12 protein-coding genes and 1 pseudogene are annotated in these 12,508 nt (G+C 68.1%); 9 read left to right on the forward strand and 4 right to left on the reverse strand.

Translation table 11 applies throughout. From position 1 onward, the window contains the following. The first annotated feature begins 74 nt into the window (after positions 1 to 74). Both AC1D1T_RS13995 and AC1D1T_RS14000 read left to right on the forward strand, forming a co-directional pair. Positions 75 to 2,345: a hybrid sensor histidine kinase/response regulator gene (locus AC1D1T_RS13995; RefSeq protein ID WP_477992015.1), complete on the forward strand. Its 2,271-nt coding sequence runs from the start codon at positions 75 to 77 to the stop codon at positions 2,343 to 2,345. 138 nt (positions 2,346 to 2,483) lie between these two features. Continuing rightward, entirely contained in the window at positions 2,484 to 3,299 is an 816-nt protein-coding gene (locus AC1D1T_RS14000) for an iron-containing redox enzyme family protein (protein WP_477992016.1), read from the forward strand. 19 nt (positions 3,300 to 3,318) lie between these two features. Here the strand turns inward: AC1D1T_RS14000 and AC1D1T_RS14005 are convergent, their stop codons facing one another. After that, on the reverse strand, positions 3,319 to 4,116 hold the full coding sequence (locus AC1D1T_RS14005; RefSeq protein WP_477843423.1) for an N-acyl homoserine lactonase family protein: 798 nt from the start codon (positions 4,114 to 4,116) through the stop codon (positions 3,319 to 3,321). 132 nt (positions 4,117 to 4,248) lie between these two features. Here AC1D1T_RS14005 and cysC point away from each other — a divergent pair, with 132 nt between their 5' ends. Beyond that, positions 4,249 to 4,869 (forward strand): adenylyl-sulfate kinase, encoded by a 621-nt coding sequence (cysC, locus tag AC1D1T_RS14010; protein WP_477992017.1) that lies wholly within the window; start codon positions 4,249 to 4,251, stop codon positions 4,867 to 4,869. Positions 4,870 to 4,881: 12 nt separating this feature from the next. Continuing rightward, positions 4,882 to 7,047 carry an ATP-binding protein gene (locus tag AC1D1T_RS14015; protein ID WP_477992018.1) on the forward strand — a complete coding sequence of 722 codons (2,166 nt, stop codon included), beginning with the start codon at positions 4,882 to 4,884 and terminating at the stop codon, positions 7,045 to 7,047. A gap of 30 nt (positions 7,048 to 7,077) precedes the next feature. Here the strand turns inward: AC1D1T_RS14015 and AC1D1T_RS14020 are convergent, their stop codons facing one another. Then, a complete protein-coding gene (locus AC1D1T_RS14020) occupies positions 7,078 to 7,473 on the reverse strand; it encodes a hypothetical protein (protein WP_477992019.1) in 396 nt (131 codons plus the stop codon). A gap of 230 nt (positions 7,474 to 7,703) precedes the next feature. Between AC1D1T_RS14020 and phaR the strand changes: the two genes are divergently transcribed. From phaR to AC1D1T_RS14035, 3 genes are read left to right on the forward strand one after another with little or no spacing between them, the layout of a single operon-like run. Beyond that, the gene (gene phaR, locus AC1D1T_RS14025; protein WP_477992020.1) at positions 7,704 to 8,282 is read left to right on the forward strand and encodes a polyhydroxyalkanoate synthesis repressor PhaR; all 579 of its coding nucleotides are present in this window, start codon (positions 7,704 to 7,706) and stop codon (positions 8,280 to 8,282) included. Positions 8,283 to 8,333: 51 nt separating this feature from the next. After that, a complete protein-coding gene (gene rimO / locus AC1D1T_RS14030) occupies positions 8,334 to 9,731 on the forward strand; it encodes a 30S ribosomal protein S12 methylthiotransferase RimO (RefSeq protein WP_047512098.1) in 1,398 nt (465 codons plus the stop codon). Between the two features lies 1 nt (position 9,732). Further along, on the forward strand, positions 9,733 to 10,911 hold the full coding sequence (locus AC1D1T_RS14035) for a PLP-dependent transferase (RefSeq protein ID WP_477992021.1): 1,179 nt from the start codon (positions 9,733 to 9,735) through the stop codon (positions 10,909 to 10,911). 15 nt (positions 10,912 to 10,926) lie between these two features. Here the strand turns inward: AC1D1T_RS14035 and smpB are convergent, their stop codons facing one another. Next, the gene (gene smpB, locus AC1D1T_RS14040) at positions 10,927 to 11,391 is read right to left on the reverse strand and encodes an SsrA-binding protein SmpB (RefSeq protein ID WP_477992022.1); all 465 of its coding nucleotides are present in this window, start codon (positions 11,389 to 11,391) and stop codon (positions 10,927 to 10,929) included. Between the two features lie 46 nt (positions 11,392 to 11,437). Between smpB and AC1D1T_RS14045 the strand changes: the two genes are divergently transcribed. Next, on the forward strand, positions 11,438 to 11,902 hold the full coding sequence (locus tag AC1D1T_RS14045) for a type II toxin-antitoxin system RatA family toxin (RefSeq protein WP_047512105.1): 465 nt from the start codon (positions 11,438 to 11,440) through the stop codon (positions 11,900 to 11,902). Next, on the forward strand, positions 11,889 to 12,185 hold the full coding sequence (locus AC1D1T_RS14050) for an RnfH family protein (protein WP_477992023.1): 297 nt from the start codon (positions 11,889 to 11,891) through the stop codon (positions 12,183 to 12,185). The genes AC1D1T_RS14045 and AC1D1T_RS14050 overlap by 14 nt, the downstream gene beginning before the upstream one ends. A gap of 18 nt (positions 12,186 to 12,203) precedes the next feature. Here AC1D1T_RS14050 and AC1D1T_RS14055 read toward each other — a convergent pair. Further along, positions 12,204 to 12,508, reverse strand: a pseudogene (locus AC1D1T_RS14055) (DUF4124 domain-containing protein); the annotation flags it as partial.

Consider the following 12,508-nt stretch of genomic DNA (forward strand, 5'->3'; position numbering starts at 1 on the left):
GTCCGTCTCATGTTCGATATCGAACAGGCTGGTCGCAGCGTCCGTCGCTCGGCGCATCCGTCGGCGCGCTCTCCATGAAAGGGACGCCGGCGCCGGGCGCCGCACGCAAGGCACACATGCCGCGCCACGGGCCGATCATCGCCGTCTTCGTCGCGATGACCCTCCTGCAGGCGTCGGTGGCGGCGTTCAGCATCCAGATGCTTTCCACGGTTCGAGCCTACATCACGGGGGAGAGCCTCTACTCCAAGGGGCAGAGGGACGCGCAGCTCTACCTCCTGGACTATGCCGAAGGGCACCGCGAGGCGGACTACCAGCACTTCATGTCGGCGCTTGCGAACTCGCTTGGCGATCGCGCCGCTCGCGAGGCGCTCCAACAGGCAGAGCCGGACATCGCCGCCGCGAGGCGTGGGTTTCTGGAGGGCGGCAATCACCCGGGCGATATCGACGGCCTCATCCGCATGTTTCGCTTGTTCCAGCACGTTTCCTTCATATCCACGCCCATCGCGACCTGGACGGAGGGCGATCGGACGATCGAAGAGATGCGCGGCCTGGTCGACCGTGCGCGGCAGCGAATCCTCGCAGGCGATCCTCGATCCGCAGAGGTCGACGAGATGCGCCGCAGGGGCCCGGAGCTGAACGAACGGCTCACTCGACTCACCAGCGCGTTCTCGCTCCAGCTGGGCGAAGCGTCCAGAACGACCCAGAAGCTGCTGTTGGGCCTCAATGCCTTCATCGCCCTCTTGCTGACGGTCTCCGGGCTCATCTTCATCCGCCGCAGCGCCCGTCTCCAGGCGGCGACCGAGCTCCGCATGGAGCGACTGATCGATGCGGTGACCGACGGCGTCGTGACGGTGGACGAGCAGCGAACGGTGGTCCTCTTCAATCGTGCCGCTGAAAGACTCTTCAGCGTGGGCGCCGCCGAGGCGTTGGGGACATCGGTCGACAGGTTCGTGAGGCTGCCGGACGGGGCGGCCGTCCCCCTGGTGCCGACGACGTCCGAGTCCCTTCTGGAGCTCGAGGGAGCGCGTGAGGATGGCGCCGGGTTTCCGGCCGAGGCGTCACTCTCGCGACTGGAAACCGAGCGTTCAGCGCTGACGACGATCGTATTGCGAGACGTGACGGCGAGGCGATCGGCAGACATCGAGCGACGCGCCCGCGAAGCATCGGAGGCCTCCAACCGAGCGAAGACCGAGTTCCTCTCGCGCATGAGCCACGAGTTGCGCACACCGCTGAACGCGGTCATCGGTTTCTCCAAGCTGCTCCGGATGGACGCCTCCAGGCCGCTATCCGTCAGCCAGCTCGAACGTGTTCAGTACATCGAGAATTCCGGTGCCCACCTGCTGGCGCTCGTCAACGATGTGCTCGATCTCTCACGAATCGAGTCTGGGGGGGTTGCGGTCTCGACGCAGGCCGTGCGACTGCTTCAGGTGGTCGAGGAAGCCGCCACGATGGTGTCGCCCCTGGTGACGGCAGCCGGCATCGAAATCTTCCTGTCCGCCGCCGTCTCGGGGCACATCGATGCCGAGGCAGGCATCCTGGCAGCAGCGCGCGCGAAGGACATCGAAGTCAAGGCGGACCCGGTTCGCCTGCGGCAGGTGCTCGTCAATTTGCTGAGCAACGCCGTCAAGTACAACAAGCCGGGTGGTCGCGTCACGCTGACCTGGGAGGTCTGCGGCGCCGACTGCGTCGTGAGGATCGTCGACACAGGGCGCGGCATCGCTGCCGACCGGTTCGCGCGCCTTTTCGAACCGTTCAACCGCCTGGGGGCTGAATCCTCCACCGTGGAGGGGACCGGCATCGGGCTCGTCCTGTCGAGGCAACTCACCGAGATGATGGGAGGCACGCTCGTCATCAGCAGCGTCTGTGGCGAAGGGACGTGTGCGATCTTGTCCCTGCCGCTGTCAGATCGGCCCATCGTCAATGCGGATTCCCCGCGGAGCCACAGACTCCCCGGCAGCAACAGGCGCCCCCTGAGGGTGCTCTACGCAGAGGACAACGAGGTGAACGCCGAACTGGTACGCCAGATCGTCACATTGCGGCACGGCGTGTCGCTTCGCGTCGCGACCAACGGTGAGCGCGCGCTCGAGATGGCACGGCTCGACGCCCCGGATCTGATGCTCGTCGACATGAACCTTGGCGACATGACGGGAGTCCAGCTCGCCAAGGAGCTGCAGCGGGATCGGTCCACCCGCGAGATCCACCTGGTCGCACTTTCGGCCGACGCGCTTCCGGAGCAGATCAGGACCGCGCTTGGCTGCGGGTTCGAGAGCTACCTGACCAAGCCGATCGTGTTCGAAGAACTGCTCGCGATGCTGGACAAGCACAGCCAGCAAGCCTGCGCATAGAGCCCGGTCGCGGGAGTGGGGGGCGTCGGCGCCCGCACGATCAGGCAGGCCGTGTAACCGTGCGACACACCATGGGCTGTCGACCAGGTTACCGGCACGGTTCATGCACCCACTTGCAACACAACCGCAGGGGATGCCATGTCAACCGAGTTTCGTCGAACAGGTAACTTGAAGAACATCGGCAGCTATCCGGTCTGGCTGCAGCGCGTCGTTCATGAAACGACGCCGCACAAGCGTCGCGTGGTCGAGCACGAGCTCTTCGCTCTGATGAGAGAAGCCAGGTTGCCGCTGCCGGCGATGCGCCGCTTCCTGGTGGGCGTATGGCCGACCATCGAGCAATTCCCCCGGTTCATGGCAATGAACCTGAAAAAGGTGGGCTATGGCGACAGCGTGGGCGAGGACATGGCGCGGCGCTACCTGATCCAGAACATTCGCGTCGAACAGAAGCACTCCGAGCATTGGGCCACCTGGGCTGGGGCAGCCGGGTTGACGCTCGACGACCTGCGAGYCGGGGAGGATGCCGAAGAACTCGAGGCCTTGGCGCACTGGTGCTGGTATGTCTGCGACAAGGCGAGTCTTGCGGTCGCGATGGCCGCGACGAACTATGCAGTCGAAGGCGCGACGGGTGAGTGGTCGTGCGTGGTGTGCTCGAAGGACACCTACTCGAAATCGCTCCCGGACGAGATTCGCGTTCCAGCGATGCGATGGCTGAAGGTCCATGCCGAGTACGACGACACGCATCCCTGGGAGGCGCTGGACATTGTCGCGACCTTGCTCGGCCACGCACCGTCGAGTGCGGATGTGGCCGCCGTGCGGCGTGCGGTCCGGTCGAGCTACCGCTACATGGAGATGTCGCTCGACGCCGCGATGATGGCAGCGACGCGCGGCGATTTTGACGAAACGGCTTCCAACGCATCGACCTTGGGTGCCTTCGACGCACTCCACGCCGCATAGACGGAAGCCGGTACCTCGGTCACTTCGCCGCAGCCGGGAACGCCGGCAGCTTGCCGATGTCGCGCGGGTCGTGCTGGATGATGACCGTCGCCTTCAGGTTCTTCGCGATCTGCTTGACGCGCTGGATCGACGCGAGGGTCTGCGCGCGGTCGTAGTTGAAGCCCGGCACGCCGTCGTGCTCGTAGTTCTCGTGGAAATGCACGGCATCGCCGCTCAGGATCACCGGCCCCATCTCCTTCAGGCGCACGAGCAGGATGCTGTGCCCCGGCGTGTGGCCCGGCGCGCGCAGGATCATCACGGTGCCGTCGTCGAACACGTCCTTGTCGGCGCTCAGCGGCTCGACCTTGCGCTTCTCGGCGATCCACTCGGCGAAGCCTTTCACGTTCGCACTGGCCATCGGCGGGGTGGCGTTGATGCCGTCCCAATCGCCCTTGCCGATCAGCAGCGTTGCATTCTTCAGCGGGGCCAGCTGACCGGTGTGATCGGCGTGGTAGTGGCTGATGCCGACGTACTTCACGTCTTCGGCGTTGACGTTGATCTGCTTCAGCAGATCGGCCAGCGGCTTGTTGGTCGCACTGGGAACGGAGCCCGGCAGATAACCCGTGTCCCAGACCATCACGTCCGCGCCGTGGCGGATGACATAGCAGCTGAAGGTGAAGGGCTTCGTCGTCTCGGTGTAGGCGAAGGCGTCGCTGAAGCGCCTCGGGTCGTTGGTCCCGGTGCCGCAATCGAGCCGCGTCAGCGTGACCTCCTGGGCTGCTGCCGAAAGAGAGAGAAGGGCGCCCACGCCGAGCGCCAACCAGAAGCGTGATTTCATTTTTTCTCCTTGTTCATGACCGAGGGGAGTGGTGTTCGGGATGCCTCTGCCTGCATCTTAGAACGCCGCTTCCCGCGGTTCGCACACACTAGGGGTCAGGCGCTGTGCACCCCACGCTTGAAAGGAATGACGATGCCGCCGACTTTCGTTGATGCCTCTCTGTCCGACACACCGTCGCCCTCGCTCGCGCCGCTGCGTGAACGCGTGTTCGGCCCCAACCCCGCCACGGTGTGGATGACCGGCCTCAGCGGTGCCGGCAAGTCGACGCTCGCCGCGGTGCTCGAACGCACGCTGCTGCAGGCCGGGCGGGCCGTGCTGATGCTCGATGGCGATGTGGTGCGCGAGGGCCTGAACCGCGACCTCGGCTTCACCGATGCCGACCGCGACGAGAACATCCGCCGCATCGCCGAGGTCGCGCGCCTCGCCAACGAGGCCGGCCTGATGGTGCTCGCCGCGGTGATCTCGCCCCGCGCCGCACACCGTGCCGCGGCGCGCGAGCGCATCGGCAGCGGGCGTTTCGTCGAGGTGCACCTGAGCACCTCGCTGGCCACTTGCGCGGCGCGCGATCCCAAGGGCCTGTACGCGCGCGCGAAAGCCGGCGGGCTGGCCAACTTCACCGGCATCGGCTCGGCCTACGAGGTGCCCACGCAGCCCGAACTGCGGCTGGACACCGGCGAGCTGTCGCCGGCCGACGCCGCGGCCCAGGTGCTGGCGCTGCTGCAGGCGCGCGGGCATCTGCGGTCCGGCCGGTAACATTCCCACCGCATGGAAGTAGCCCGCGACAGCGCCTGGCTCGGCGACGCCCACCCCCAAAAGCTGCAGGAAACGCCGCTGACGCGTTTCCTGCGCGCCGTGATGTGGGGCGCGGCGATCCTGCCGCTGGCGGGCTTCATCGCCGCGAGTTGGTGGGCCTGGCAGGTGGCCCACGACGATGGGCGCAGCACGCTGGTGCGCACCAGCGACGTGGCGGCGCGGCATGCGATGCGCATCTTCGAATCCTCGCGCGAGATCGCCGAGAAGTCGCTGCGCTTCGTCGGCGCATCCGACGACGAGGTGCGCGCCAACGAAGCGGCGCTGCGCCTGCGGCTGATGGACATCAGCACCGGCATCCCGGGCGTGCGCTCGATCTCGGTGTGGGATGCGCAGGGCCAACACCTGGTCGGCACCGGGTTCCCGGTCGGCTCGGGCAGCGTCTCGATCGCCGACCGCAACTACTTCCAGCAGATGAAGGCCACGCAGGCCCGGCTGGTCATCGGCGACGTCGTGCTCGGCCGGGCCTCCGGCATGCCGGCGCTGAGCATCGCGGTGCGCCGCCCGCGCGCCGACGGCAGCTTCGGCGGCATGGTCGTCATCGCGCTTCAGCCGGCGGTGTTCGAGGAGTTCTACCGCTCGATCGCGCTGGAGGAAGCCGACGTCAGCACCTTCACGCTGTTCAAGGCCGACGGCACGCTGCTGACGCGCTGGCCGCTGCCGCCGGCCCCGATCACGCGGCTGCCCGACACGAGTCCGGTGGTCACCGCGGTGCGGCAGGGGCAGCATGCGGGCGTGCTGAGCTTCCGCTCCAGCTTCGATGGCGCATTGCGCACGGTGAGTTTCCAGCAGGTGCACGACCTGCCGGTGTACGTCAGCAGCTCGCTGCGCGACGACGCGATCCTCGCCGACTGGAACCGCCTGGTCGCGCTGCTCGCGGCGATCACGCTGCCGGTGACGATCGGCCTCGTGTACGTGGCCTGGCTCGCGCTGCGCAAGACGCAGCTCGAGCAGCGCATGGCGATCGAGTTCCATGCCGAGGCGCGCAAGCGCGAGCAGGCCGAGAAGGCGTTGCTGCAATCGCAGAAGCTGGAGGCGCTGGCCCAGCTCACCGGCGGCGTGGCCCACGACTTCAACAACCTGCTGGCGATCGTCAACAGCAACCTGCACGTCGTGAGGAAGCTGCGGCCGGACGTGGCCGAGATGAAGCAGATCGGCGCGATCGCCCGCGCGGTGGGCTCGGGCGCGCGGCTGACGCGGCAGCTGTTGTCGTTCTCGCGCCGCCAGGCGCTGAAGCCGGAGCGGGTCGACCTGGCGGCGTGGCTGCCGGCGGTCTCCGAGCTGCTGAAGGCGACGCTGGGCAGCGGTGTCGCGCTGTCGCTGGAGGTGGCGGCAGAGGTCGCGCCGATCCGCGTCGATGTCGGTGAGCTGGAGCTGGCGCTGATCAACCTGGCATCGAACGCGCGCGATGCGATGCCGGGCGGCGGGCGTTTCTCGATCGAGGTGAGCCAGGAGCCGGCTGCTGCGGAATCTGCCGCCGCGCCGGGGCGGGTGCTGATCCGTGCGACCGACACCGGCACCGGCATCGAGCCGGCGTTGCTCGCCAGGGTGTTCGAGCCGTTCTTCACGACCAAGCCGGCCAGCAAGGGCAGCGGCCTGGGCCTGAGCCAGGTGCAGGGCTTCTGCGTGCAGGTGGGGGGCAGTGCCGAGGTTCGCTCGGAGCCGGGGCAGGGCACGTCGATCCTGATGTGGCTGCCGGCGCAGCCGGCGTCGCTGCCGGATGCCGTGGCCGCCTCCGGGCCCGAGCCGGCCTTCGTCAGCGGCAGCGTGCTGCTGGTGGACGACAACGACGAGGTCGTCGACGCCACCGCGGAGATGCTGCAGGCCAGCGGCTTGCAGGTGCGCAGCGTGCGATCGGCCGATGCGGCGCTGGATGCGCTCGCCGACTCGCAGGGCGAACTCGACCTGGTGTTCTCGGACGTCTCGATGCCCGGCGAGATGGACGGCATCCAGCTGGCCCACGAGATCCGCCGCCGCTGGCCGGCGCTGCCGGTGGTGCTGCTGACCGGCTACGCGACGCGGGTGCACGACGCGACGGCAGCCGGCTTTCGCGTGCTCAGCAAGCCGGTCGGTGCGCAGGCGCTCCTGGAGGAGTTCGTGCGCGCGACGCGAGGGCGCTGAGCGGCGTTAGGCGTCACCCCCGTGGTGTCGTCAGTGGCGTGCAGGCGGGCCGTCTTCGTCCACCTCATCATCGGCCGCATCGTCGGCGATGGCTTCCACATCGTCGGATGCGTAGGGACGGCCTGCGGCATTGGTGGCCCACGTCGGGTCGCTGACCAGGTGGTCCGGCAGGATGTCGGCCGCATCGTCGAGGTCGTTGCCGGTGGCCGATCCACGCTCGCCGGTGCCGCGCGCATCGCTGTCGCTGTCGCGGTGCACCGGCAACGCGCCGAGTTCGCCGGGGTTGTCGGCGTCGGTGGGCATCGCGCGTTCGCCCTGCACGTCGCTGCCGCTGTCCGAGCTGTCGCTCGGGCCGAGCGCGTCCACGTCACGGCCGATGGCGCGGGGAGCGGCGCGTTCGCCGCCGAGGATGCTGCTGTTCGACATCGTTGGTCCTTTCACGGTGATCGAAGCGGTCGCGCGGTGCGCGCGACCCATGGGTGCAGACTAGGTCGCGCGCAGCGCAGGGTCTGTAGGACTTGGGCCTGCCTGCGGGCGGGAGAAGTTCGAGCGGGAAAACCCTTCGCGGCCCAGGGCGGCACGCTCCTAGAATCATTTGTGCAACCGCACATGACCCGACCACGCGACCCCACCGGGTCCCACAAGGAGTTTGCTGAATGGCCTCGACTCGCCGCCCTCCCGCCAAGACGGAAGGCGCTGCTCACGAATCTGCCAAGGAAGGCACCGCCGTCAGCACGACCCGCGTGTTGAAGAAGTACCCGAACCGCCGCCTGTACGACACGCAGAACAGCAGCTACATCACGCTGGCCGACGTGAAGGCGATGGTGCTGGCAGGGCAGGATTTCGTCGTGCGCGACGCCAAGACTTCCGAAGACCTGACGCGCAGCATCCTGCTGCAGATCATCCTCGAGGAGGAAACCGGCGGCGTGCCGATGTTCTCGTCGCAGACGCTCGCGCAGATCATCCGCTTCTACGGCCATTCGATGCAGGGCGTGATGGGCAGCTACCTCGAGAAGAACCTGCRGGCCTTCACCGACATGCAGGCCCGCTTCACCGAGCAGTCGAAGGGCCTGAATCCCGAGTTGTGGACGCAGTTCCTGAACGGGCAGGCGCCGGGGATGCAGGGCGTGATGGGGAATTACCTCGAGCAATCGCGCAGCATGTTCGAGCAGATGGCCAAGCAGGCGGAGGCCCTTTTCCCGGGAATGCCCGGTTTCGTGCCTCCCAAGCGCTGATTCCAGCCCGTCCGCACCCGCGGGGCTTCGCCAATCGGCGAAAATCCGCGGATGACACAAGACCTGCTGGCGACAGCCACCCCCACGGCGTCCGCCTCCCCCAAGATCGGTTTCGTCTCGCTCGGCTGCCCGAAGGCGCTGACCGATTCCGAGCTGATCCTCACGCAACTGCGCGCCGAGGGCTACGACACCTCCAAGACCTTCGCCGGGGCCGACCTGGTGATCGTCAACACCTGCGGCTTCATCGATGACGCCGTCAAGGAAAGCCTGGACACCATCGGCGAGGCGCTGGCCGAGAACGGCAAGGTCATCGTGACCGGCTGCCTGGGCGCCAAGGCCGGCGACGGCGGYGGCAACCTGGTGCGCCAGATGCACCCGAGCGTGCTGGCCGTGACCGGCCCGCATGCCACGCACGAGGTGATGGACGCGGTGCACCTGCACGTGCCCAAGCCGCACGACCCGTTCATCGACCTGGTGCCGGCGCAGGGCATCAAGCTGACGCCGCGCCACTACGCCTACCTGAAGATCAGCGAAGGCTGCAACCACCGCTGCAGCTTCTGCATCATCCCCAGCATGCGCGGCGACCTGGTCTCGCGCCCGGTCGGCGACGTGCTCGGCGAGGCGCAGCGGCTGTTCGAATCCGGCGTCAAGGAACTGCTGGTGATCAGCCAGGACACCAGCGCCTACGGTGTCGACGTGAAGTACCGCACCGGTTTCTGGGACGGCAAGCCGGTGCGCACCCGCATGCTCGACCTGTGCGAGAAGCTCGGCGAGCTGGCCGAGCGCCACGGCGCCTGGGTGCGGCTGCACTACGTCTACCCGTACCCGCACGTCGACGAGGTGCTGCCGCTGATGGCCCAGGGCCGCGTGCTGCCCTACCTCGACGTGCCGTTCCAGCATTCGCACCCCGACGTGCTGAAGCGCATGAAGCGCCCGGCCAACGGCGAGAAGAACCTCGACCGCCTGCAGCGCTGGCGCGAGATCTGCCCGCAACTGGTGGTGCGCAGCACCTTCATCGCCGGCTTCCCGGGCGAGACCGAGGCCGAGTTCGAGCACCTGCTCGACTTCATGCGCGAGGCGCGCATCGACCGCGCCGGCTGCTTCGCGTACTCGCCGGTCGAGGGCGCGACGGCCAACGCGCTGCCCGATGCGGTGCCGGCCGAACTGCGCGAGGAGCGCCGCGCGCGCTTCATGGCGGTGGCCGAAGAGGTGTCGGCCGCCAAGCTGCGCGAGCGCGTCGGCGCGACGATGCAGGTGCTGGTCGATTCGGCCCCGGCGCTCGGCCGCAAGGGCGGCATCGGCCGCAGCTATGCCGATGCGCCCGAGATCGACGGCCATGTGAAGTTGCTGCCGCCGGAGAAGGCCTCGAAGACGCTGAAGGTCGGCGAGTTCACGAAGGCACGCATCGTCGGCACCCAGGGACACGACCTGGTCGCACAACCCATCTGAAATGGCGGCCGACGACAAGCCGGACCAACGCACCGCGCTGATCCACCACCCCTACGTGCCGCCGGCCGGTTTCGGCGCGGTGGCACCGGGCGTGTACAAGGCGTCGACGGTGATCTTCCCGACGACGGCCGCGCTGCATGCGCGCACCTGGCGCGAGAAGACCGGCTACACCTACGGCCTGCACGGCACGCCGACCAGCTTCACGCTGGAAGAGCGCATCGCCACGCTCGAAGGCGGCCTGCACACGCTGCTGGTGCCGAGCGGGCTGGCCGCGATCACGCTGGTCGACATGGCGCTGCTGAAGAGCGGCGACGAGTTGCTGATCCCCGACAACGCCTACGGCCCCAACAAGGAGCTGGCGCGCCACGAGCTGGCGCGCTGGGGCATCGCGCACCGCTTCTACGACGCGATGGACCCGACCTCGCTGCAGGCCGCGATCGGCCCGGCGACGAAGCTCGTCTGGCTGGAGGCTGCGGGCTCGGTGACGATGGAATTCCCGGACCTGCCGGCCTTGATCAGGATCGCCCGCGATGCCGGCGTCACCTGCGCGCTCGACAACACCTGGGGCGCGGGGCTGGCGTTCGACCCGTTCGCGCTCGGCGTCGACATCTCGATCCAGGCGCTGACGAAATACCCGTCCGGCGGCGCCGACGTGCTGATGGGCTCGGTGACCACGCGCGACGAGCCGTTGCACCTGAAGCTGAAGTTCACGCACATGCGCATGGGCTGGGGCGTCGGCGCGAACGACGTCGAGTTCGTGYTGCGCGCGCTGCCGTCGCTCGCGCTGCGCTATGACGCGCAGGACCAGGCGAGCCGCACGCTGGCGCGGTGGTGGGCGGCGCGGCCGGAGGTGGCGCAGGTGCTGCACCCGGCGCTGCCGGCGTCGCCGGGGCACGCGGCCTGGCGGGCGCTGTGCACGCGCGCCGCCGGGCTGTTCTCGGTGGTGTTCGACGAGCGGTTCTCGATCGCGCAGGTCGAGGCCGTCGTCGACGCGCTGCGGCTGCACAGGATCGGCTACTCGTGGGCCGGGCCGGTCAGCCTGGTGGTGCCGTACGAGCTGAAGGCGATCCGCCGGCAACCGGCATGGAACGGTGCGCTGCTGCGCTTCTCGGTGGGGCTGGAGGCGGTCGACGACCTGATCGCCGATTGCGAGCAGGCGCTCGGGGCCTTGAAGGGCTGAAGGTCCGACCGGACTTCAGTCCTTGGTGGGCGCGGACACCTTGTGCCGCATCAGGCGGCCTTTCTCGCGGTCCCAGTCCTTCTTCTTCTCGGTGTTGCGCTTGTCGTGCTCGGCCTTGCCCTTGGCCAGCGCGATCTCGGCCTTCACGAGGCCGCCCTTGTAGTGCAGGTTCAGCGGCACCAGCGTGAAGCCGCGCTGCTCGACCTTGYCGACCAGGCGCTTGATCTCTTCCTTGCGCATCAGCAGCTTCTTGGTGCGGTCGGCCTCGGGGTTGACGTGGGTCGACGCGCTGCGCAGCGCATTGATGCGGCAGCCGATCAGGTAGAGCTCGCCATCGCGGATCAGCACGTAGCCGTCGGTCAGCTGCACCTGGCCGGCGCGGATCGCCTTGATCTCCCAGCCGTGCAGCACCATGCCGGCCTCGTAGCGTTCCTCGAGGTGGTAGTCGTAATGGGCTCGGCGGTTTTCGGCAATCGACATGGGGTCCAGATGAGGCGCGTGGCGCTCAATACAATCCGGCGATTGTATGAAGCATGTCAAGAAGTCCGTCCTCCTTTGGTATTCGCCGCACGAGATGTACTCGCTCGTGACCGACATCCCGAGCTATCCGCAGTTCCTGCCGTGGTGCGAACGCGCCGAGGTGCTGGGCGAAGACGGCACCGGCGTCACTGCCCGGTTGCAGCTGTCGTTCGCCGGTGTCGGCCAGGCCTTCACCACCCGCAACGAGAACGTGCCCGACGAGAGCGTCCACATGATGCTGGTCGACGGCCCGTTCTCGACGCTCGACGGCACCTGGCGCTTCCTGCCGCTGGCCGCACCCGGGTCACCGGGCCAGGGTGGGCAGGCGGCCTGCAAGATCGAGTTCGAGCTGCGCTATGAATTCGCCAACGGCGCGCTGGAGCTGGTGATCAGCCCGGTGTTCGACCGCATCGCCAACACGCTGGTCGATTCGTTCGTCAAGCGGGCGGAACAGGTGCATGGACCCCGCTGATCCCGTCGAGCTGGCGATCGAGGTCGCCTGGAGCCCGCAGGCGGGCGAGGTGAGGGTGGTGCCGCTGCGGCTGCCCGCCGGCAGCACGGTGCACGATGCGCTGYGGCAGGGCGGTGTGCTGGAGGCCGGCTCGGGGATGGACCTGACGCACTGCCGGATCGGCGTCTGGGGCCACCTGCGCGAGCTGGGCGATGTGCTGCGGGACCGCGACCGGGTGGAGGTCTGGCGCGCGCTGCGCGTCGATCCCAAGGAGGCGAGGCGCCAGCGCTCCAGACGAGGCTGACGGTCCCTCGCTGGCGGCTTACTTGCAGTCGGACGCGATGATGTCGCGGGTGCGCTTGGTCTCGTCGGCGCGGCCCTTGTCGTCGAGGATCTCGCGTTCGCCGTTGGCGTTCGTGCGTGCCATGCGGATGCCGTCTTCGAGCGTCTTCAGCTGCCCCTTGGCGCGCGTGCAGTTCTCGGCGCGCACGGCGGCGAGCTTCTCTTCCTCGGCCTTGCGCTTGGCGGCGTCGTCCTGCTCGGTCTTGCGGCGCTTGGCCTCGAGGTCCGGGTCGACCAGCTTCGGGCCGCTGGCCGCGGCGGCTGCCGGCGTGGCCTCGGCCGGGG

The organism is Rhizobacter sp. P2_H3 (assembly GCF_056403355.1).